This is a genomic window from Lentzea sp. NBC_00516 (genome assembly GCF_036346835.1).
GTDB classification, from domain to species: Bacteria; Actinomycetota; Actinomycetes; order Mycobacteriales; family Pseudonocardiaceae; genus Lentzea; species Lentzea sokolovensis.
Genome location: NZ_CP107840.1, coordinates 6,620,609 through 6,643,537 on the forward strand (window position 1 = coordinate 6,620,609; position 22,929 = coordinate 6,643,537).

A 22,929-nucleotide genomic window follows, 5' to 3' on the forward strand; every position below is an offset into this window, starting at 1 on the left:
TCCTGGTTCCATCACAGGAACCCCTCAAAGGTTAGCCTTCCACCTCGCATGCTCCACCTGGCACCCCAGCTCCCATCATTCATCCTGATATCGCGAATGACGCCACCGTAATGGGCGGTTGCCGATTTCAAGGTATCCGTCGTGTTCGGATTCGTCAAAATCTCTTCAATCATCTCCGCCCCAACTTCAGACTTCTCGGAATTTGTGAGAGGGCCGAAGTTGTACTTGTCGACGTGCGCCTGACCTCGCTTAGCGATATTTCCAGGACTGGGGTCTCCATGCTTCTGCTGAGCGCGGCCGGCGGCAGTCAGCTGACCTTTGGCCGGAGGGGCGGTAGCCGCCGCGAAAAGGTCGTCAAGACTTGCATTTCCACAGTTGTGAACCAGGACCGGAGTCGCCCCGACCAGAACGTGGTACGTGTGAATTCCTTCAACCGTCAGGTTGAACACACGTGCTTTTTCCGTCCATGCCCGGACAGCAGTGACGCTCAGCTGAACGCCATTGGAGTCGAGCAACTCCTTTCCTGAGGACAGTTCCGACGCCTTGACCCAACGCTGCTCTGCCGGCAGCCAGAACGGGTGTCCATCAGTCGCGGTGATCGTCTCGGCCGCCGAGCTTGCGTCGCCATCGGTGTCGACGGCGACGTCGACCAGGTTCTTGTCGCCGTTGCCGATGATTGTTCGCACGACCGACTTCGCACCGGACTCCCCCTTCTCGGGGTCGACCGCGAGCACCTGGTCACCGAGCTTTATCTCCTCGATCGGTTTCGATGATCCATCTGCCATCAAAACTCGAGTACCTGACACAAAGCTGTTGCCGGTCAAGCACGATATCGCGTCCAGAGCCTCGGTCGCGTCTTCGACGGCCTTTTCGGCCTTCTCCTCGATCCGGCGCAGCCTCGACGCGGCGGCCGCGATCTTGTCGATGATCCGGTTCGCCTTGATGATCGCTTTGACGATCCGTTCAGTGGCCTTGGCGAACTTGATGACCTTCGCCGCGGGCACCAGACTGATGCAGGCGAGAAGGTCGAACTCCGTGAAGCAGTTCTTGACGTCGTTGAGGCCTGATAGGTCCATCAACAGGTCAGGGAGCTCTGCGACGACGATGTCCCACCACGTCTGCGGGTTAGTGGCATCACGCACGAGGTCTGCGAGCTCGGCCGCACCGTCGGCCTCGTCCTCCATGGCCTTCGCCCGCGCCTGCTGCTGGGCCTTGGCCCGCTGGTTCTTCTTGGCCGCCTGCGGGAACGCCTGCGCGAGACCACCCATCTCGCTGTCTGGCGGATTGCCGATGATGGTGCCGCCGCCACGCATGTCGATGCCCCAGGTGTGGCCGTCGGCACCGGTACCGCCCTCCAAATACATCCCTGACGGGTCGGAGAACGTGACGGGGTTGTTGTTGCTGTAGGAGTAGCCGTTGACCTGCTGCGGGTTCGCCGCGTTCATGATCGGGTCGTCCGACAGGAACCGGCCGGTCGCCGGGTCGTACTCGCGGGCCCCGAGGTGAGTCAGCCCCGAAACGTCACGTGTACCGCCGACGAATCCCTTGTCGTTCGGCCACGAGCCGCTCCCGCCGCGGGCTTTGCCGAACGGGTCGAAGTACTGACGCTGGTACGTCAGGTCGTCTGCCTTGACCGAGACGGTCGGCGTGCCCTGGTGGTTGCCCACCTCGAACGACACCTTGCCGTCGGAGGTCCGCGTCGCGATGACGTTGCCGCCGTGGGCGTAGTAGCGCTTGCCGGTCACCTGCTGAGTGCCGGTGTCCAGGACCAGTTCCATGCCTTGGGGCAGGTACAGCGTCGTACGACCCGGCTCGCGCTTGATCAGCCGGCTGCCATCGGCGTCGTAGAGGTACGACGACTCCTTGCCTGAGCCCTCCACCACCTTGGAGGTGCGGCCCTCGACGTCGTAGGAGATCGTCTGGGTGTTGCCGGCGATCTTGCGGGTACTGGTGTTGCCGGTCTTGTCGTAGCCGAACTCGTCACGGGCGGTGCCGGACGGGCCGGTCTCGTCGATCGACCGCACGACGTGCGGCTGGTTGGCCGGGTCGTAGTTGTACTTGCGGCTGACCACGTTGGCGCCCGTGATCGTGCGTTCCTTGGTGCGGTTGCCGATCGCGTCGTACTCGTACTCGTGGTTGTACGGCGCCGCACCGCCGACAGGCGCGGAAGCGCAGTCACCCGAGGCGGGAGTGAACGCCTTGGTCAGCCTGCGCAGGTTGTCGTAGCGGAAGCACTGCGTGTCCCGCGCCGTGGTGTCACTCGGTTCGTCGGAGATCCGGGTGATGTTGCCGCCGACGTCGTAGGAGTACTTCTGGTTGAAGATGCGCCAGTCGGTGTCCTTCGAACGGTCCACAATGGCCTGTTCGAGACGGCGGCTGCCTTCCTCGTAGTAGTTCGTCAGCCACAGCTGGTTCAGGCTGTCGGCCTCGCCAAGGCTCAGGCGCAGGGTCTCGCCGAACTTCGAGTAGACCTGTTCGTTGACATAGGTGCTCAAGCCGCCGGTCTTCACCGGTGCGCCCTGGTCGTTGTAGTAGGTCGACACCCGCTCCTGCGGCAGGCCGCCGACCGCCGGTGACAGCACCGACTGCGGCGCACCCGCGACCGGCGTGTAGTCACGCGAGAACTTGTAGGTCTTGCCCAGCCCGCCCTCGGTCGTGGGGATCACGACCTCGGTGTCGCGGATGCGGCTGAACTGGTCGTACCTGGTGACCCGTTGGACGTAGGCCTGGCCGCCGGAGTAGCGGGTGGACGAGTCGAGCAAGCCCTTCTTCTTGCCGTCGTAGGCCCACTCGGCCAGCGTGGTGGTGCCGGAGAGCATCTGGGTCTTGCGGCCGAGCTGGTCGTACTTCAGCGAGAGCGACCGGCCTTCGCTGTCGGTCGACTTCACGACCTGGTCGAACGCGTTGTACTCGGTGGTGGTCGAGCCGCGGTCGGGGTCGGTCTGCTTCTTCTGCCTGCCCAGCAGGTCGTACTCGTACGACCACTTGTTGTCGGCGGGGTCGGTGACCTGTTCCAGTTGTCCCTTGAAGTTGTACTTCGACTTCGTGACACCGGCACCGACGCCGTCGTGCTGGATGCGTTCGATCTCACGGCCGTGCGCGTCGCTCACGACGGTGGTCGGGATCTGCCCTGCCGGTGGCGTGACGTGCACACGGTCACCCGCGTACACCGTGGTGGTGTTCCATTGCGGAGTGCCGAACTTGTGGTAGGCGACGCTGACCGGGCGCGCGAGCTTGTCGTACTTGGTGATCTCCTGGTTGGGCACCTGGACATCCGCGACCACGAACAGCTTGCCGTCCGGCGCCTGCTTGTTGAAGTACGCGGCGGACGTTTTGGTGACCAGACCTCGCGAGTCGAAGAACGTGTCCGAGAGGATCCGCCCGAGCTCGCCTTGCTTCTGCTCGCCGTCGGGCACCTGCGTCTGACGCAAGCGCATGAGACCGTCGTAGATCTTGTACGAGACGTTGTACTGCTCGTCGCGCTCACGCAACGACTTCGAGACCTCGACGACGGTCGCGGTCGACTCGTCGTAGATGTACTCGTACTGCGCACTCGCGCTCAGATCCCGCTCACGGTGCGGCAACCACGTGTGCGTCAACCGGCCCAGCGAGTCGTACTTCGCGTCGATCCGCTCGCCGTTCGCACCGATCTGGGCGACCGGCATGCCGAGCGCCGGGTCGTACTCGACGATCGAGGAATGCCCCTTGGCGTTGGTGGTGGTCACCTTGCGCACCGGGAAACCGAACGTCGGCTCCATGACCGTCGTCGTGTCACCGACCGCGGGGTCGGTCGACTTCTTTACCCTGCCGTAGATGTCGTACTCGGTGGTGCTGATCGCTTGGTACGCGCGCGGCGTCGTGCGCTCGCCGTTCCACCTCGACGCGGTGGTGACGAGACCCTTGGTGGGCGCTTCCCCGTTCGCCTTTCCGTCGAACGCGGAGACCGTGTCGCTGATGGTGTTGTCGTCCGTCATCGGGACGTCGCACTTGGCGGCGTAGACGAGGATCCGGCTGGCATACGACAGCATCCACGCGGCCTCGTTGCGCGCGTAGGTGGTGTTCGTGCACCGTTCGTCGCCGGTGACGTCGATGTCGCCCTCGTCCTCGACCTTGGTGGCCTGACCGAAGACGTTGTCGAACGTCGTGCTCGCCCTCTTGGTCCGCCACGAGTCGGTGCCGACTGCGGTCTTGGTCGTCACCGACCTGGTGTTGAGCAGATACGCCTTGTCCTCACCGTTCTCAGCGGTGACAGGTGACAGCCACGGTTCGCTGGTGGTCTTCGCGTGGACCTTGTTCCCGTTGTAGAACAACGATTTCCACTCGACACCCTTCAGGCGCTCGACGTCCTCGATCCGATCACCGTCGTACTCGACCCAGGAGTCGCGCTTACCACCGCCTGGCATGGTGTCGCCGTCCACGCCCCGCAGGTAGATCTTCTCGGTGACCGGCCGGTCCGGCTCGTTGGTGTCACCGACAATCGTGCGAACCTTGTTGTAACCACGCCACTGCGACCAGGTCCGGTACTTCGGGTCGCCGAAGTCGTTCTCGTCGAAGTGCCACAACGAGGCGTTGCCGATGCTCTCGTACTCGTAATAGGTCTTCGTCTGTTCGCTGAGCTGACGGACCCGGTCATCGACCACGACCGCACGCACCACGTATTTGTGGAACCAGTGCAGCTGCGGCTCCTGCGCGCCCTCAGGTGTCCAGTACGACGGGAAGCACCTCATCGTGTTCTCGTGCGCGTTCGCCAGAGTCGGCATGCGCTGGCCGGGAACACAGTCCGCGTCGGTGTAGGACACCTCGGTGATGCCGCCGGCTTCGTGCTGCACGCGAGTGATCCGGCCACGCAACAGCGGCGGGTACACGTCGCTGATCCCGTCCACCCGATTCGCCATCGTGCGACGCTCGAACTTCGTGGAGGGCAGGGAGATCGCTTGGCCAGTGAGTCCGGTGTGCTTGATGCCGTCGAGCCACAGCGCCGGATCCAGACCGTCCTGCGACGGTGGGAACGACTGTTCCAGCTCCCACTTGTCGACCTGGTTCCACTCAGCCGCCACGTTCTCCCTGCGCACCTGGGTGGTGATCTTCGTCAACCGCAGGCGGGTGAAGAACGACGGCGAGAACTGGCGTTCACACCGGGCACCCGGCGCGCAGATCTGGTCGAACGGAACATCCGGCCAGTTCTTCGCGGTGTCCTTGTTCAAATTCCCCGCAGCACAGTCGAACCCGTTCGCCGGAATGCACCGCTCCGAGTAGTCGAACAGGACCTGCCCCGGAGCCGGAGCGTTCTCGTCGGAGTTGTGCAGGCCGTAGTCGATTCGGCGCAACTGGCCCGCGCGCTCGTACTCCTGACCGTCGCCGGCGTCCTTGTTGCGGCCGTACCGGTTCTTCTCGACCTCGTAGTAGAACCGCGTGACGTTGCCCTTCGGGTCCACCACGTAGTCGACGTTCCACCGCCACGCCTGGCGGCACGACAGATCCTTGAACTGCTTGCCCGGCTCCCAGCACTGGTCACCGGAGTGGTTGCCGAAGACCGGTACCGTCCACGTCGACTCCTTCTCACGCGACCCCAGGAAGTACTGGGTGCCGTTCGTCGTCGTCACCTTCCAGTACTCACCGTTGTTGTCACCGCCCGCCACAGGCGTGCGGTAGAGGCGCTCGATCTTGGAACCGTCATCGTTCTTGGCGCGCCACGTCTCCGTGTTGCCGATCCGGACCATTTCCGAGGAGATGCCCGCCAGCTGGATCGTCGCGTTGTCGGTGACCCAGCACAGATCGCCCGTCTTCTCCTGGCCGATCGCCGAGTTGAGGTCCTCACCACAACTCTTGTAGCGACGCTCGATGAACCCGCCTGCGGCGAGGTCCCAGCCGTCACCGGAGGGCGACGCCTGGTTGTTCGTCGCGCTGGTGCGGCCGTCCACAGTGCCGGACGAATACCCCAGAGCAACCCCCGGCGCACTGCCGCCGACCGAACCCGGCAGCTTGATCGGGTAGTTGAAGGTGAAGTCACCACTCGAACCACCCGCCGACCAGCTGCCCGCCGGCGACAACGACGTCGCCTGGAACGAGCCACCGGCACCGCCCGCCGCGGGCTCGGCCGCCAGCACCATCGCGCCCGCGGAAGGAGCGAGGTCGGTGGCCGTCAGCTTCTTGTTCTTGATGTCGTTGCGGGACGCGACGGGCGTGCGCTTCTTGCACTCCGCCTTGTCCGGAGTGGACAGTGCACACTCCGGCAGCTGCACCAGCCGCAGGCGCGAGCCGTAGTCACCGCCGTAGGCGTGCTCGAAGCCCGAGTAGTCGACCTGGACCGAGGTCTTACCGGGCGAGCGGCCCGCCTTGTCGGAGACCTTCAGCACGACACCGGCCACGCCGACCTTCGCCGAGGTGTCCTGGTTGAACGTCTCGACCTGGACGGGAGCCGCGTCCGGCTTGCTGACCTCGATCGGGGACGCGCCGGCCTTGCGGAAGCCGCCTTCCGCCGCGACCTCGGACTTGTTCGCCGCAGGCCAGTTCACCTTCGGGGTGGGCTGGTTGTTCGCCGCGATCTGGGTGACGGGGCGCAGCTTCGCGGGCTCGCCGGGAACGTTCTTCTCGGTCTGGGTGTCGGGTTTCTTCGCGTCTCTGCCCGTGGGCTGGGCGATCGCCGGCGTCGGGGAGACGACACCGGCGATCATGACCCAGCCCAGCGCTACAGCCAGGACGCGCGACCACTGTTTGTGGTTACGCATGAACTTCCTTCGGTAGAAGTGAAAAGCTTGATCAGCTGCGCACTGCCTGCGCCCGGATCTCGTTGTCCGACAGCGCACCCGCGTAGACACGGGTGTCGTCGACGCCGCCCTTCCAGAAACCACCCGCGACAGTCGTCGGGGAGAACCTGCCGAACTCCACAGTGGACTCCGTTGAGGCCGAACCACCGGCGAACGGAGCCCTGGTGATGTAGATGCCGTTGAGGTAGAAGCGCATCTCCGACGTGGTCGTGTCGTGCACGGCCGTCAGGTAGACCCACTCGGACATCTCGGCGCGATAAGCGGTGGCCACCGTGGTGCCACCCATCACGAACTCCCACTTCTTCGACGCACCGCCGTAACGGATGTCGAGCTGCGAGGTCCCGTTGTTGACCAGGCTCACGATCGGACGTGCCTTGTCCTCGTGCGCGTCCAGGTCGAGCCGCGCCCACGTCGAGACCGTGAACGACCGGTCGGTGCGAATCCCGGGCGCCGGAGCCGACGCGTACGCGGACAGGTCCTGCGGGTTGCCGTCGGTGTCAGGACCGTTGAACAGCAACGACGTGTCCGTGCCGTCCGTTTCCCACGCCGTCTTGCCGCTCAGCGTGGCGGTGCGGCCGGTGATCTCGTCCTTCGTCGACGTGCCGGTGCCCTCGGAGATCTTGTAGTGAGCGCGCACACCGGCCTGCTTCGCCAGCACCTTGACCTCGGAGTCGTTCAACGTGCGGCCGTACACCTTGAGCTCGTCCACCGAACCGGCGAACCCACCGACGTCCTGGCCGTTCCACCGATGCCGGCCCACCAGCAGCTGCGACGCCTGCCAGCTCTCCAGCCCGACGAACTCACCCTGCTTCTTGCCGTCGACGTACAGCATGAGCGTCTTCGTCGTCGCCTCATAAGTACCGGCGAGATGAGTCCACACACCCGCTTGCGCCTCGGCTGTCGAGTGCACCACCTTGACGTCGTTCTTGTTCCCCTTGGGCGTCATCGCGAAGGCCCAGCGGTTGTTGCCCGAGTCGTAGTACAGGCTGGAACTGAGCGTGGACGCGTCCACGGTGGACAACACGACGCGACCGAGGCCACCCGCGGTCATCTTCGCCCACGCCGAAAGCGTGAAGTTCTGCGACGTGTCGACCGCCGCACCGCCGCTGAGGAAGTCCTGCGTCCCGTTCAGCGTCACGGCCTTGTCCACGTGGCCGGCGGTGGCGAGGTTCGGGTTTCCGTTCGACGTCAACGCGTTGGCGCCGGTGGAGTCGGTCAGCGCGCCGTCCAGGGCCCAGTGGGCCACGGCAGGTCCGCCCGGCAGCACGATGAAGTTGTAGGTCTGCAGGTCGGACAGGTTGCCCGCACGGTCGACCGTCTTCACGTACAACGTCTGCGTTCCCGCGGTGGTCGGCGTCCAGCGAATCGTCGCCTTGCCGTCCGGACCGGCCACCATCTCCTTGCCCAGACCGTCCTGGCCGTCGTACGTCAACGAGTAGACGAACTTCGCCACGTCACCACTCGTGGACTTGACCGAGTCCAGCTCGAACGTGCCGGTCACACCGACACCACCGCCAGGCGTGCCCGCCGGGTACTCCACCGACTTCACCAACGGCATGACGGGTTTCACCGTGTCGACCACGAAGTGGCACGACTGCGGCAGCTTCGCCGCGGGAGTCTCCAGCTGGCCGTCACCGGTGTTCACGGACCACTGGTAGGGGCCGTCCTCGTTGATCGTGCCCGGCTGCACCTGGGCCTCCGAGTACGACCCCGACGGGGTGCCCTCGTTCTGGTAGCCCATGATCTCGACCGGGTTGCCGTTCACGACCTTGTACAGCCGGAAGTACGACCACAGCAGGCCGTTGTCCGGATCCTGCAGCTTGGCCCGCATGCGGGGTGTCCTCGTCGGGACGTACGTGAGGTTGGCGGTACCGCCCTCGTTGCACGGGTTGAGACCGCGCTCGATGCTGCGGTCGACGGGCGGGAGCGGGTACGAGTTGTACTCGATGCGCAGCACCGGGTTGAGGTCGAACCGGCGCCAGGCCTTGTCGTTCGCGGCGCCGTTGTCCGTCGCGAGGCCCACGGTCATGCTCTCGTAGCCGTTGTCGGCCTGGAACCTGGCCAGCCCGAGCACGTCGAACTCGGTCTGCCCGTCGGACGGGCAGAAGCTGCCGTTGTTGGTCCTGTTGATCGCCGACTGCCTGCCGTACCACTGCGGACCGGAGCCGTAGGTGGTGGCGGGACCGATCGGTCCGGTGTGCCACAGGCCGGTCGCTTCCGCCGCGGTGCAGTTCGAGGAGTGGATCACCTTCATCGCGAGCTTCGCCGAGTGGATCCACTTGCCGACCATCGGCCTCATGTCCATCTCGAGGTACGTGAGCGAGTAGCCCGTGCTGCTGTGCCACCCCGCCTTGAGGTCGCTCAGCTGACCGTCGGTGCGGTCGTAGTTGCGGGCGTCGCGGAAGAACTCCTGCGCGACGGCGTGGTGGTTCTTGAGGCCGGCCCAGTTGTAGCTCGGGTCGATCGACACCGGGAACTTCGTCTCCGGCGAGATCAAGAACGCCTGGTCGGGAATGACGGAGAGAGTGGTGTCCGTGAGCTCGACGCCCATCTTCGCCGGACGGCCGGTCGCGTCCCACATCCGCGACGCGTCACCAGTGAACCGCAGGTTTCCCTTGCCGTCCTTGACCTCCAGCAACCCGTCCTGCTGGCTGAGCTTGCCGCCGTTGACGTGCGAGCCGTAAGTGATCTTGCGCAGCTTGTCCGACTTCGCCGCGTCCGCGTTCTTCACCACGAGCAGCTGACTGAAGCCGCCCGCCGTGGCCTCGACGGTCAGGTCGATGCCCGGCCAGACCTCCGAGTACGTCGTCCTGGCGCCGTCCACCTTCGGTTCCGGCAACGACTCCAACCAGGTCAGACCGACCTCGACACCGTCCTTGGAGACCGACGCGAGCGGCTTGCCCTTGCCCTTGCCGGACACCTTCAGGTCGACCGCCGCGGCTTCGGGGCGGATCAGCCCGTCCGCGTCCTTGCGCAGCTTCGTGCTGACGGGAACCCACTTGTTCCCGCGCTTCACGCGCTCCGGCTTCAGCGACTGGGTGAAGACCAGCTTGCCGTCCGGCTCGACGACGGTCTCCGAGACCTCGGTCGTCAGGCCCGACACCTTCACCGGCTTCTTGTACTTCTTCGCCGCCGCCGTGGCGGACACCTCGTCCGGCAGCTCCACCGGTGCGGCCATCGCCTGTGCGTCAGGGACGAGAAGACTGGCCGAAACGGCCAGCACCAGAGTCGAGGCACGCGTTCTGAACGCGCGCCCCTGTTTGTGGCGCATCGAGTACTGCCCCCCAGTGTTGACACCGAGCCGAGCCCGGCTCTTTCACACATCACCACGGTCTGTGGTGAAGACCTGCGCGGAAGGGCGTGAGCGCCGCTGACGGCGCTCACGCCCTTCCGTCAGCTGCGAACCGCCTGCGCGACGATCACAGCGTCGTCCAGCGCACCGGCGTAGACGCGGGTGTCGTCGATGCCGCCCTTCCAGAAACCACCTGCGGCCGTGGCCGGGGAGAGCCTGCCGAACTCCACAGTGGACTCGGTCGAAGCCGACCCGCCGGTGAACGGCTTCCTCGTGATGTAGATGCCGTTGAGGTAGAAGCGCATCTCCGACGCCGTGGTGTCGTGCACGGCCGTGAGATAGACCCACTCCGATGCCCCTGGCTCCGCGCGGTACGCGGTCTCGACGGTGGTGCCGCCCATCACGAACTCCCACTTCTTCGACGTACCGCCGTAGCGGATGTCGAGCTGCGAGGTTCCGTTGTTGACCAGGCTCACGATCGTGCGTGGCTTGTCCTCGTGCGCGTCCAGGTCCAGTCGCGCCCACGTCGAGATCGTGAACGACCGGTCGGTGCGGATGCCCGGAGCTGGAGCCGACGCGTACGCGGAGAGGTCCTGCGGGTTGCCGTCGGTGTCAGGACCGTTGAACAGCAACGACGTGTCGGTGCCGTCCGTCTCCCACACCGTCTTCCCGCTCAACGTGGCGTTGCGGCCGGTGAACTCGTCTTTCGTCGACGTACCCGTGCCCTCGGAGATCTTGTAGTGAGCGCGCACACCCGATTGCTTCGCCAGCGCCTTGACCTCGGAGTCGTTCAACGTGCGGCGGTAGACCTTGAGCTCGTCCACCGAGCCGACGAGACCCGCGGTGCCCTGACCGCCCCACTGTTGGCGACCCACGAGCATCTGCGACGCCGGCCAGCTCTCCAACCCGGCGAACTCACCCTGCTTCTTGCCGTCGACGTACAGCTCGAACGTCCTGTTCGTCGCGTTGTAGGTGCCGGCGAGATGCGTCCAGGCACCGGCTTCCGCCTCGGCGGCCGAGTACACCAGCTTGCGGTCGAACCGGTTCTCGTTCGGCGTCATGCTGAACGTCCAGCGCTTGTTGACGTTCTCGTAGTACAGGGCGGCGCTGAACGTCGAGGCGTCCGAAGTGGACATGATCGCCTGACTCACGTTGGCGCTGTTGAGCTTCGCCCACACCGAGAACGAGAAGTTCTTCGACGTGTCGACCACGGCTCCACCGCTGAGGAAGTCCTGCGTCGTGTTCAAGGCGACGGCCTTGCCCGCGTGACCCGTCGCGGAGAGGTTCGGGGTGCCGTTCGACACCAACGCGTTGCCGCCGTTGGAGTCCGTGAGGGCACCGTCCAATGCCCAATGCGCTGTGGGAGGCCCGCCGGGCAACACGATGAAGTTGTACCTGCGCAGGTCGGACAGGTTGCCCGCCCGGTCCACCGTCTTCACGAACAGCGTCTCACTCGTGCCGTTGGAAGGCGTCCAGCGAATCGTCGCCTTGCCGTCCGCATCGGCGACCTTCTCCTTGCCCAGGCCGTCACCACCGTCCGAGGTGAACGAGTAGATGAACTTCGCCACGTCACCACTCGACGACTTCACCGAGTCCAGCTCGAACGTGCCCGTCACACCCGCGCCACCACCGGGCGCGGCCTCCGGGTACTCCACCGACTTCACCAGCGGCACAACGGGCTTCACCGTGTCGATGACGAACTCACAGCCGTCCACCCAGCCGGAGGTCAGTTCACCGTCACTCGTGTTCACCAGCCAGTGGTAGATACCGTCTTCCGTGATCAACCCCGGTGCGGCCTGCACTTCGAAGAACGAACCTGATGGGATGTCAGAGGTCTCGTAGCCCGCGATGGCGAAGCTGGCGCCCCGCGCTCCCTTGTGCAAGTTGACGTGAGAGGTGACCACCCCGCCGTCCGGGTCTGACACCCGAGCGCGCAGGCGAGGCGTCCTGGTCGGCACGTACGCCTTGTCCGGCCCGATCCCGCAATGGTTCACGCCGCGCTCCATGCTCAGGTCGACTGCCCTGTTCGGGGGCGAGTTGTACTCGACCCTGAGCACCGGATTGAGATCGAACCGGCGCCACGCCTTGTCGTTCCTGGCGTCGTTGTTGGTGAAGAGCCCGAGGGTCACCTGCTGGTGGGCGTTGTCGGCGTGGTTCTGGATCAGGCCGGTGACGTCGAACTCGACCTGGCCGTCGGACGGGCAGAAGCTGCCGTTGTTCGTCTTGTTGGTCGTCCCCCACTTGCCGATCCAGCCAGGAGCGTTCGACCACGAGGTCTGCGGAGTGATTCCGCCCATGTGCCACAGGGCCGTCGGTTCGGCCGCCGCGCAGTTCGCGGAGTGGATCACCTTCGCCGCGAACTTCGCCGAGTGGATCCTCTTGCCCGCCAACGCGCCCGTGCCCATCTCGATGTAGGAGATCGAGTAGCCCGTGCTGCTGTGCCAGCCGGCCTTGAGGTCGCCCAGTTCGCCGTCGGTGCGGTCGTAGTTGCGGGCGTTCGGGAAGTTCTCCTGGATGACGGCGTGGTGGTTCTTGAGGCCGGCCCAGTTGTAGCTCGGGTCGATCGACACGGGGAACTTCGTCTCCGACGAGGCGAGGAACGCCTGGTCGGGAAGGACGGAGAGGGTGGTGTCCGTGAGCTCGACGCCCATCTTCGCCGGACGGCCGGTCGCGTCCCGCATCTGCGACGCGTCACCGGTGAACCGGACCTGCCCCTGGGTGTCCTTCACCGTCAGCACGCCGTCGGCCTGACTCAGCGCACCGCCCTTGACGTACGAACCGTAGGTGACCTTGCGCAGCTTGTCCGACTTCGCCGCGTCGGCGTTCTTCACCACCAACAGCTGGCTGAACCCGGTCTCAGTCGCCTCGACCGTCAGGTCGACACCTGGCCACACGTCGCGATAGGTCGTCTTCGCGCCGTCGATCGCGGGCTCCGGCAACGCGTCCAACCAGGACAGGCCGACCTCGACCCCGTCCTTCGCCACCGACGCGAGCGGCTTGTCCTTGCCCTTGCCGGAGAACTGGAGGTCCACGGCGGATGCCTCCGGCCGGATCGCCCCGTCCGCGTCCTTGCGCAGCTTCGTGCTGACGGGAACCCACTTGTTCCCGCGCTTGACCCGCTCCGGCTTGAGCGACTGGACCAACGTCATCTTGCCGTTCGGATTGACGACGGTCTCCGAGACCTCGGTCGTCAGGCCCGACACCTTCACCGGCTTCTTGAACTTCTTCGCCGCCGCCGTGGCGGACACCTCGTCCGGCATTTCCACCGGAGCAGGCGCCGCGAGCGCGTCAGGAGTGATCAAACCGGCCGAAACGGCCAGTGCGAGAGTGAGCGCGCGCACGCCGAACGCGCGCGCCTGCTTGTGGCGCTTCAAGTCTTCCCCCAGGTCTTCGAGGCCGGGGCCAGGGCGAGAGCCCTGGCCCCCTGAGCTGTGGCTCAGCTGCGGATGGCCTGCGAAAGGATCGCTTCGTCCGTCAACACGCCTGCGTAGACGCGGGTGTCGTCGATGCCGCCCTTCCAGAAACCGCCGGCCGCCGTGGCCGGGCTCAACCTGCCGAACTCCACAGTGGACTCCGTCGAGGCCGTGCCGCCGGTGAACGGGGCCCTGGTGATGTAGATGCCGTTGAGGTAGAAACGCATCTCCGACGTGGTCGTGTCATGCACCGCTGTCAGGTAGACCCACTCGTACATCTCCGCGCGGTACGCCGTCGCAACGGTCGTGCCGCCCATCACGAACTCCCACTTCTTCGACGCGCCGCCGTAACGGATGTCGAGCTGTGAACTTCCGCCGTTCACCAAGCTCACGACCGTGCGCGGCTTGTCCTCGTGCGCGTCCAGATCAAGCCGCGCCCACGTCGAGACCGTGAACGACCGGTCCGTCCGGATTCCCGGAGCAGGAGCCGACGTGTACGCCGCCAGATCCTGCGGGTTGCCGTCGGCGTCAGGACCGTTGAGCAACAACGACGTGTCAGTGCCGTCCGCCTCCCAGGCCGTCTTCCCGGTCAGGGTGGCGTTGCGGCCGGTGACCTCGTCCTTCGTCGACGTGCCAGTGCCCTCGGAGATCTTGTAATGAGCGCGAACACCGGCCTGCTTCGCCAGCGACTTGACCTCGGGCTCGTTCAACGTCCGCCCGAAGAGCTTGATCTCGTCGACCGAGCCGGTGAGACCCGCGATGCCCTGACCGCCCCACAGGTGGCGTCCGGCCAGCAGCTGCGAGGCCTGCCAGCTCTCCAGCCCCGTCGCCTCGGCCTGCTTCTTGCCGTCGACGTACAGCACGAACGTCCTGTTCGTCGCCTCATAGGTGCCGGCGAGATGCGTCCAGACGCCTGCTGACGCCTCGTTCTGGCTCTGCACGACGCGGAGGTCGGAGTGGTTGTTCTTGGACGTCATGCCGAACGCCCAGCGCTTGTTGACGTTCTCGTAGTACAGACTGGCGCTGAGGTTCGACGGGTCCGAAGTGGACAGGACGGCCTGGCTCTCGTTGGCGTTGTTGAGCTTCGCCCACACCGAGAACGTGAAGTTCTTCGACGTGTCGACGACCGCGCCGCCGCTGAGGAAGTCCTGGTTCGTGGGCAGGGCGACCGCCTTGCCCACGTGGCCCGCCGCGGCGGGGTTCGGGGTGCCGTTCGACGTCAGCGGGTTGCCGCCGTTGGCATCGGTCAGCGCGCCGTCCAGGGCCCAGTGGGCCGCGGGAGGTCCGCCGGCCAGCACGATGAAGTTGTAGGTCCGCAGGTCGGACAGGTTGCCCGCCCGGTCGACCGTCTTCACGTACAACGTCTCGGTCGTACCGCTTGGCGGCGTCCAGCGGATCGTCGCCTTGCCGTCCGCGTCAACGGCCTGCTCCTTGCCCAGGCCGTCACCACCGTCCGAGGTGAACGAGTAGATGAACTTCGCCACGTCACCGCTCGACGACTTCACCGAGTCCAGCTCGAACGTGCCCGTCACGCCCGCGCCACCACCGGGCGCGGCCTCCGGGTACTCCACCGACTTCACCAGCGGCACAACGGGCTTCACCGTGTCGACGATGAACTCGCAGTTGCCTTCCCAGCCGGACAGCAACTCACCGTCGCCGGTGTCCACCGACCAGTTGTAGACACCGTCCTCGGTGATCGTCCCGGCAGGGACCGGTGCCTCGGCGTACGAACCCGACGGCGTTTCCCAGATGAAGTAGTCGCCGATGGAGAAGCTGTTGCCCAGCGGCCCCTTGTGCAACGCGAAGTGCGACACGAGCACGCCACCGTCCGGATCGGACAGCTGACCGCGCAAGCGCGGCGTTCGCGTCGGCACGTACGACTTCTTGTCTCCGCTACCGCACGCGTACAGGCCCCGTTCCATGCTCAGGTCCCGCGCCTTGTTCGGGTACGAGTTGTACTCGACCCTCAGCACCGGGTTGAGGTCGAACCGGCGCCACGCCCTGTCGTTCGTGGCCAGGTTGTCGCTGATGAGGCCGACCGTCATCGCCGGGTACGCGTTCTCGGCGTGGTACTGGACCAGGCCGGTGATGTCGAACTCGGCCTGCCCGTCGGACGGGCAGAAGCTGCCGTTGTTCTTCGTGTTGATCGTCGTCCACTTGCTGAACCACGCGGGCCCTCCGTTGTTCCACGTGGTGTCGGGGCCGATCCCGCCCATGTGCCACAGAGCCGTCGGTTCGGCCGCGGCGCAGTTGGCGGAGTGGATCACCTTCGTCGCGAACTTCGCAGAGTGGATCTTCTTCCGCGCCAGCGGACCCGTGTTCATCTCGACGTAGGAGATCGAGGCGCCGGTGCTGCTGTGCCAGCCGGACTTGAGGTCGCCCAACTCTCCGTCGGTGCGGTCGTAGTTGCGGGCGTTCGGGAAGTACTCCTGCAGGACGAGGTGGTGGTTCTTGAACCCGGCCCAGTTGTACCGCGGGTCGATCGACACCGGGAACTTCGTCTCGGGCGAGGCGAGGAACGCCTGGTCGGGCAGCACGGAGAGGGTGTCGTCGGTGAGTTCGACGCCCATCTTGGCCGGACGACCGGTCGCGTCCCACATCTGCGACGCGTCACCGGTGAACCGCACGGTTCCCTTGTCGTCCTTCACGGTGAGCACGCCATCGGCCTGGCTCAGCTTGCCGCCCTTGACGTGCGAGCCGTAGGTGACCTTGCGCAGCTTGTCGGACTTCGCCGCGTCGGCGTTCTTCACCACCAGCAACTGGCTGAACCCGGTCTCGGTGGCCTCGACCGTCAGGTCGATGCCCGGCCACACGTCCGAATACGTCGTCTTGGCGCCTTCGACCTTCGGCTCCGGCAGCGCCTCAGGCCAGGACAGACCGACCTCGACGCCGTCCTTCGCCACCAGCGCGAGCGGCTTGCCCTTGCCCTTGCCCGAGAACTGGAGGTCCACCGCCGCCGCTTCAGGGCGGATCAGACCGTCCGAGTGCTTGCGCAGCTTCGTGTCGGCAGGAACCCACTTGTTGCCGCGCTTCACCCGCTCCGGCTTCAGCGACTGGATCAACGTCATCTTGCCGTTGGGGTTCGCCACGGTCTCCGACGCCTCGGTCGTGAGCCCGGACACCTTCACCGGCTTGTCGAACCTCCGCGCCGCCGCCAGCGCCGACACCTCGTCCGGCAACTCGCCCGGAGCAGGCGCCGCGAGCGCGTCAGGAGTGACGAATCCGGCCGAAACGGCCAATACCAGAGCGAATGCGCGCATGCGAAATACGCGCGCCTGTCTATGGCGCATGAAAGTGTTGCCCCCCAGGTTGTGCCACGTCACGCCGCCGCGTGACGACCGAGCCCAGCTCGGGCTCCGCACCACCGTGCCTTTACATCCGCCTTACCCGGAAGACTCCGTTCGGGCTAATCCCGTCTCACCAGGACATGTGTGACCAATGTGTGATTGGCGTGGTTCAAGATCGCGCTACGCGCGCTGTTCCCCAGCCACCCGGCACGTTCACAGCGAGGAACTAGAGTCGTGGTCGTGATCACGCTGACGGCTCGCCTGTCCCCGTCCGCTCTGGACACCCGGCGCGGGGTGGTCCGCCTTCACCCCGAGGTGCTCGACGCCCTGGGCCTGCGCGCCTGGGACGCGGTGAAGCTGACCGGCGCCCGTGTGAGCGCCGCTCTGGCCGCCGCCGGCGAGCAGCCACCGGGCGTGGTCCTGGTCGACGACGTGACGCTCACCAACCTCGGCGTGGTCGAGGGCTCCGAGATCGTCGTGGCTCCCGTCCAGGTGACCGCCGCGCGTTCGATCACCGTCGCGGGCTCCCGCCTGGCCACCACGGCGCTGACGCCGGACCACGTGCGCATGGCGTTGACGGGCAAGGTCCTGACCGTCGGCGACAACGTCTCGCTGCTCCCCCAGGACCTCGCGCCGCCGCCCGGCGCGAATGTCTCCGAGACGCGCCGCAAGCTGTCCAACGCCATCGGCATGACGTGGACCAACGAACTCATCACCATCACCTCGACCGACCCGGCGGGCCCGGTGGCCGTGCAGCCGTCGAGCGTCGTGGGCTGGCGTTCGGCCTCGGCTCCCGCCGCCGAGGTGACGCCGGTGGTGGTGCAGGAGAAGCACGAGGCGCTGCCGCTCGCGGACCTGGTCGGCCAGCGCGAACAGGCGCGCCGCCTGACCGAGTGGCTGGAGCTGATGTTCCGCCAGCCCGAACTCCTCACCAAGCTGGGCGCCTCCGCCCGCCTGGCCGCCATGATCAGCGGCCCGGAAGGCGTCGGCAAGGCAACGCTGGTCCGCGCCGTGGCCCGTTCGGTCGAGGCGACGGTCGTGGAACTGGCCGCGCCGAGCATCGCCGTCCTGGAACCGGGCGCGATGGCGAAGCAACTCGGTGACGCGATCGCGGGCGTCCCCGAACACCCCACTGTCCTGCTCCTGACCGACATCGACGCACTGCTGCCCACCGCACCGCCACCGGTGGCGACCGTCGTCCTGGACATCCTGCGCACGGCCATCTCCCGCCCGAACCTCGCACTCGTGGTCACCTCGGCCCGCGCGGAGTCGGTCGACGCCCGCCTGCGCGCCCCCGATCTCGTCGACCGCGAGCTGGCACTCCCCCTCCCCGACGCCGCGGGCAGGACCGAACTCCTGCGGGTACTGCTGCGCGACGTCCCGGTGCAGTCCGATGTGGACTTCGGCGAAGTAGCCGCCCGCACACCGGGTTTCGTGGCGGCGGACCTCTGCGCCCTGCGCCGCGAAGCAGCGGTCCGAGCCGCCCTGCGCCAACGCGAGGTGGCAGAACCCCGTGTGGGACAAGAGGATCTGCTGGGCGCCCTCAACACGGTCCGCCCGATCTCCATGTCCGCCTCCGACACGGTCCAGACCGGCGGCCTGACGCTGGACGACGTGGGCGACATGAAGGAGGTCAAGCAGGCCCTGACAGAAGCGGCACTCTGGCCCCTGCGCTACCCGGACTCCTTCGCCCGTCTGGGCGTGGACCCACCACGCGGCCTCCTGCTCTACGGCCCGCCGGGATGCGGCAAGACGTTCCTGGTCCGAGCACTGGCAGGCACGGGCCAGCTGAACGTCCTGACCGTCAAGGGCGCCGAGCTGATGGACAAGTTCGTAGGAGAATCAGAACGAGCGGTCCGCGAACTCTTCCGCCGAGCAGCAGACGCCGCCCCAGCACTCGTCTTCCTGGACGAGGTGGACGCCCTGGCCCCACGCCGAGGCCAGTCCTCGGACTCAGGCGTGGCCGACCGAGTGGTAGCCGCCCTGCTCACCGAACTGGACGGCGTGGAACCCATGCGCGACGTGGTCGTGATCGCCGCGACCAACCGCCCAGAACTGATCGACCCGGCCCTGCTCCGCCCAGGCAGGCTGGAACGCATCATCTACGTGCCACCACCAGACGCCGAGGCCCGCACGGAAATCCTCAAGGCCTCGTCCCGAAACACACCACTGTCCGCCGACGTGGACCTGTCCGAACTGGCCGAAGACCTGGACATGTACTCGGCGGCAGACTGCGCAGCCCTGATCCGCGAGGCGGCGCTGACCGCAATGCGGGAGTCGCTCGACGCGGCCGAGGTGACTCAGGCCCACCTGGCCAAGGCGAGGACAGTGGTGCGCCCGTCACTGGATTCGGCACAGTTGGCATCGCTGGCCGCTTACGCAAAAGCACGCTGACGCAGGGGTCCCCTCGATACAAGGACCCCCCGCGACCCAACTTAGCGACGAGGTCTGACACTCCCGCGAAGGCGAGCGCGAGGGCGCCCGCGAAGGCGAAGGCGAGCCGTACTTAGCGCGCGGTCACGGGAACGCAGATCACCCGCGAAGCCGAAGGCGAGCCGTTCTTACCGTGCGGTCTGGGTGGGGTGGTTTCGTCACGAGTCGTGCCATAGCTCTTGCTGCAGGCAGAAGGGGATGTCAAACGGACACGCTTTTCGTCCGTTTGACATCCCCTTCTGCCTGTGGCCCGCTCTTGGCTCGGCTCGTGACGAGACCACCCCACCAACGCGCCCCACAAAGCAACGCGCCTCCGCCCAAAGCAACAGGCGTGCCATCTACCTACGCATGGCGTAGACCCCGGTTTTTGATCAGATTGGCGGGGTCTGGGGCGGAGCCCCAGGAATCAGCCGCACGGCCCGCACGCAACCCAACCACCCACGGACTCGAAACCTACTTGTTCTTAGAAGGCCCCTGAAAATCATTCGTGACAATCAAAATGATCCCGGCAGCAGCAGACTGGATCCCATCGAACCGAGGCTCAACGCGAGCCCGCAAAACCGCGGCCAACTCCTTGGCAGAGGCCTCTTCATCAGTCCCAGGCCGGAAATACACAGTAGTGGTCGGGATGGTCCCAGACGAGTAGTTACCGGTCTCGGCAACAGTCCACCCATTGCCCCGAACCGCATCCGAAGCCTTGGAAGCCAACCCGGTGATGGTCGAGTTGTTGTAAACCCGAACCGGAGCCTTGGCCGCTCCAGGCTGGGTGACCGGCGGAGGCGGCACAACGGAGGTACCCGGCGTGGAAGCCGGCGGCGCCGAAGACGGGGTCGAGGCCGGAGTAGAGGCAGGTGTCGAAGCCGGATCAGACGCCGGAGGCTCGGAACTGCCGGACGCGGGCGGCGCGGTGGACGACCCCTCGGCAACCGGGGGTGTCTCAGACCCCCCGCTGCTGAACAGGCTCACAACACCGATCACCAACGCGACGGCGGCGACACCGAGCAGGGCGAAGCCGGCGGCCTTGGCCGGACGGGACGGGCTTGCGGACTCGGGGGAGGTCATCAGTCCTCGGTGCTCCTGGCGCGTGCGCGAACCCTCTGGCGGCCTGTTCGCACGCCGCGCAACCGCTTGACCAGCATCGGATCGGCAGCCAGTGCGGCTTCGGATTCAACGAGCGCGTTGAGCAACTGGTAGTAGCGGGTAGCTGACATGTCGAACAGTTCCCTGATGGCCTGTTCCTTGGATCCCGAGTACTTCCACCACTGACGCTCGAACGCGAGCATCGTGCGTTCGCGGCTGGTCAGCCCGTCAGCGGAGGTGAGCGTCTCGGCGTGATCCATCTGGCTCCCCACGGTCGCCACACCATCTCAGGTGCGGGCAATTCAATCACGTGATTGTTCCAACCTACCGCGCGACACCGACAGTTTTGGACCGCATAAAGTTCAGCCATGGCCGTCCATCGCATCCGCATCGCCGGCGACCCCGTGCTCCACAACCCGACGCGCGAGGTCACCGAGTTCGACACCGAGCTGAAGACGCTCGTCGACGACATGTTCGAGACGATGGCAGCTGCTCGTGGTGTCGGGCTCGCGGCCAACCAGATCGGCTTCGACCTGCGGGTCTTCGTCTACGACTGCCCGGATGACGAGGGTGTCCAGCACCGCGGCGTGGTCGTGAACCCCACCTTGGAGACCTCCGATATCCCGGAGTCCATGCCGGACCCGGACGACGACTTCGAGGGCTGTCTGAGCGTGCCCGGCGAGGCGTACCCGACCGGACGCGCCCAATGGGCGAAGGTGTCCGGCCAGGGCCTCGACGGGCAGCCGTTCGAGGTCGAGGGCACCGGCTTCTTCGCGCGTTGCCTGCAGCACGAGACCGACCACCTCAACGGCTACCTCTACACCGACCGCCTCATCGGCCGGTACAAGAAGGAGGCCAAGCGGATGCTGCGCGACAACGAGTGGAACGTGCCGGGCCTCTCGTGGGATCCGAACGACCCGGCGAACTTCGACGAGGACGACGAGGACTAGGGCTCAGGACCGGGGCCGGAGCACCGACTCCACCTGCGCCAGCTCGTCCGCCGTCAGAGCACCGAACTTCAACGCGCCGGCGTTCTCCTCGACCTGAGCCACCGTCCGCACGCCCGGGATCGGGACCAGCCGGGGAGAACGCGCCCAGAACCAGGCCAGCGCACCCTGCACCAGCGTCCGCCCGCCTGAGGTCAGCACGTCCCGAACGGCCTCGCGCGCCTGGAAGTACTCCGGCGACGGCTTCCCGTCCACGAAGAACCGCAGCCAGGACGGGTTCGTGACGCGCACGTCGTCCGCGGGCAGCTCGGCGAACGTCTCCCGCGCCAGCAGCCCCATCGCGAGCGGACGGCGGCACAGCACCGCGAAGTCGCCCGCGTACATCTCGGGGTTGTCGAACAGCAGGTTGATGTCGGCCTGGGCTGCGATCCCGTGCTCCCCTTCGCAGAAGAACCGCGCCCGCTCGACGTCGTCCGTGCTCCACCCGTAGGCCCGGATCTTGCCCGCCGCCACGAGCGCCTCGCACTCGTCCCGCAGCAGCGCGGCCTCGTCCAGCCCCAGGTCGCCGACGTGCAGCTGGTACAGGTCGATCCGATCGGTCCCCAGCCTCCGCAACGACCCCTCGACGGCACGACGCAGGTACTCGACGGATCCCTCGTTGCCGGTCATCCGACGAGACTCGGCATCGAATCCGCAGCCCCACTTCGTGGCGATGAGCACCTGGTCACGCACGTCCGCAAGCGCTTGCCCCACCACGGTCTCCGCGTGTCCGCAGCCGTAGACGTCCGCCGTGTCGAACAGGGTCACGCCCAGCTCCACCGCCCGCCGCAGCGCCTTGACCGACTCGCCGTCGTCAGCCGGTCCCCAGCCGACCGGCGATCCGTCCGGACCCGAGAACGGTCCACCCATGGCCCACGTGCCGAAACCCAACTTCCCCAGTTCCAAGGTCATGGGACCACCGAACATCCTGGAGCGCGCTCCAGGTCAACCCGCCGCTTCCAGAAAAAAGAAATTGCGACGACCAGCGACCATCAACGGCATGCCCATCGAAAACATCGTCGCCTTCGTCGCGGCCTCGTTCCTCATCGCACTGTCGCCCGGACCTGGCACGGCCATGGTCCTGCGACAGTCGGTGCACGGGCGAAAAGCCGCGCTGGCGACGGTGTTCGGCATGGAGGTCGGCGTGGCCTGCTGGGCGATCGCCGCGGCGCTGGGCCTGAGCGTCCTGCTCACGGCGTCCGAGATCGCCTATCACGCGCTCCGGATCGTCGGCGCGGCCTTCCTGATCTACCTGGGCGTCAAGGCCCTGATCAGCAAGAGCCTGCCCGCGGCCGAAGCTCCACCGGCCAGCCACGCGTTCCGCAGCGGCCTGGTCGTGAACCTGGCCAACCCGAAGCTGGGCGTGTTCGCGATCTCGTTCCTACCGCAGTTCGTGCCTGCCGGGGAGGCCGGCAAGGGGGTTCTGCTCTTCCTCGCCGTCGCCTGGGTCCTGATCGACACCGTCTGGTACCTGATCATCGTGTCGATCCTGCACACGATCCGCGGCTGGCTGAGCCGGCCGCGCGTCCGTCCCGCGCTCGAGAAGTTGTCGGGCGGCGTGCTGCTGGCGCTCGGAGTCCGGCTGGTACTCGACCCGCGTTGAGATCGGGCTGCCCCGGCGCCAGAACAGCTCGGGCAGCCCGGCCAGCTCGTCGAAGGTGTGGCAGGCGG

At 66.3% G+C, this 22,929-nt stretch carries 10 protein-coding genes; 3 read left to right on the forward strand and 7 right to left on the reverse strand.

Features of this window, described 5'->3' with window-relative positions:
* Positions 1 to 11: 11 nt before the first annotated feature.
* The 4 genes from OG205_RS30015 to OG205_RS30030 all read right to left on the reverse strand — a co-directional run bounded on the left by OG205_RS30015 (position 12) and on the right by OG205_RS30030 (position 16,732).
* Complete coding sequence (locus tag OG205_RS30015) at positions 12 to 6,728, reverse strand: polymorphic toxin-type HINT domain-containing protein (protein ID WP_330271351.1); 6,717 nt, start codon at positions 6,726 to 6,728, stop codon at positions 12 to 14.
* A 31-nt stretch (positions 6,729 to 6,759) separates the two neighbouring features.
* The gene (locus OG205_RS30020; RefSeq protein ID WP_330271352.1) at positions 6,760 to 10,038 is read right to left on the reverse strand and encodes a LamG domain-containing protein; all 3,279 of its coding nucleotides are present in this window, start codon (positions 10,036 to 10,038) and stop codon (positions 6,760 to 6,762) included.
* A gap of 122 nt (positions 10,039 to 10,160) precedes the next feature.
* On the reverse strand, positions 10,161 to 13,433 hold the full coding sequence (locus tag OG205_RS30025; protein WP_330271353.1) for a LamG-like jellyroll fold domain-containing protein: 3,273 nt from the start codon (positions 13,431 to 13,433) through the stop codon (positions 10,161 to 10,163).
* 62 nt (positions 13,434 to 13,495) lie between these two features.
* Positions 13,496 to 16,732: a LamG domain-containing protein gene (locus OG205_RS30030; RefSeq protein WP_330271354.1), complete on the reverse strand. Its 3,237-nt coding sequence runs from the start codon at positions 16,730 to 16,732 to the stop codon at positions 13,496 to 13,498.
* A gap of 267 nt (positions 16,733 to 16,999) precedes the next feature.
* Here OG205_RS30030 and OG205_RS30035 point away from each other — a divergent pair, with 267 nt between their 5' ends.
* Positions 17,000 to 19,153, forward strand: coding sequence for an AAA family ATPase (locus tag OG205_RS30035; RefSeq protein ID WP_330271355.1), 2,154 nt, complete (start codon positions 17,000 to 17,002; stop codon positions 19,151 to 19,153).
* 492 nt (positions 19,154 to 19,645) lie between these two features.
* Here OG205_RS30035 and OG205_RS30040 read toward each other — a convergent pair whose 3' ends face one another.
* Complete coding sequence (locus tag OG205_RS30040) at positions 19,646 to 20,254, reverse strand: LytR C-terminal domain-containing protein (protein ID WP_330271356.1); 609 nt, start codon at positions 20,252 to 20,254, stop codon at positions 19,646 to 19,648.
* Positions 20,254 to 20,532, reverse strand: a complete 279-nt coding sequence (locus OG205_RS30045; RefSeq protein ID WP_089910320.1) for a DUF3263 domain-containing protein — start codon at positions 20,530 to 20,532, stop codon at positions 20,254 to 20,256. Before OG205_RS30045 ends, OG205_RS30040 begins: the two co-directional genes overlap by 1 nt.
* 108 nt (positions 20,533 to 20,640) lie before the next feature.
* Here OG205_RS30045 and OG205_RS30050 point away from each other — a divergent pair, with 108 nt between their 5' ends.
* Positions 20,641 to 21,222, forward strand: coding sequence for a peptide deformylase (locus OG205_RS30050; protein WP_330271357.1), 582 nt, complete (start codon positions 20,641 to 20,643; stop codon positions 21,220 to 21,222).
* 3 nt (positions 21,223 to 21,225) lie between these two features.
* Here OG205_RS30050 and OG205_RS30055 read toward each other — a convergent pair whose 3' ends face one another.
* Positions 21,226 to 22,170 (reverse strand): aldo/keto reductase, encoded by a 945-nt coding sequence (locus tag OG205_RS30055; protein ID WP_330271358.1) that lies wholly within the window; start codon positions 22,168 to 22,170, stop codon positions 21,226 to 21,228.
* A gap of 88 nt (positions 22,171 to 22,258) precedes the next feature.
* Between OG205_RS30055 and OG205_RS30060 the strand changes: the two genes are divergently transcribed.
* Positions 22,259 to 22,861 (forward strand): LysE family translocator, encoded by a 603-nt coding sequence (locus OG205_RS30060; protein WP_330271359.1) that lies wholly within the window; start codon positions 22,259 to 22,261, stop codon positions 22,859 to 22,861.
* Positions 22,862 to 22,929 lie beyond the last annotated feature (68 nt).

Coding starts and splice junctions, on each gene's coding strand:
- OG205_RS30060 (WP_330271359.1), top strand. CDS start 22,259: ATGCCCATCGAAAACATCGTCGCCTTCGTCGCGGCCTCGTTCCTCATC.
- OG205_RS30015 (WP_330271351.1), bottom strand. CDS start 6,728: ATGCGTAACCACAAACAGTGGTCGCGCGTCCTGGCTGTAGCGCTGGGC.
- OG205_RS30050 (WP_330271357.1), top strand. CDS start 20,641: ATGGCCGTCCATCGCATCCGCATCGCCGGCGACCCCGTGCTCCACAAC.
- OG205_RS30045 (WP_089910320.1), bottom strand. CDS start 20,532: ATGGATCACGCCGAGACGCTCACCTCCGCTGACGGGCTGACCAGCCGC.
- OG205_RS30055 (WP_330271358.1), bottom strand. CDS start 22,170: ATGACCTTGGAACTGGGGAAGTTGGGTTTCGGCACGTGGGCCATGGGT.
- OG205_RS30030 (WP_330271354.1), bottom strand. CDS start 16,732: ATGCGCGCATTCGCTCTGGTATTGGCCGTTTCGGCCGGATTCGTCACT.
- OG205_RS30040 (WP_330271356.1), bottom strand. CDS start 20,254: ATGACCTCCCCCGAGTCCGCAAGCCCGTCCCGTCCGGCCAAGGCCGCC.
- OG205_RS30020 (WP_330271352.1), bottom strand. CDS start 10,038: ATGCGCCACAAACAGGGGCGCGCGTTCAGAACGCGTGCCTCGACTCTG.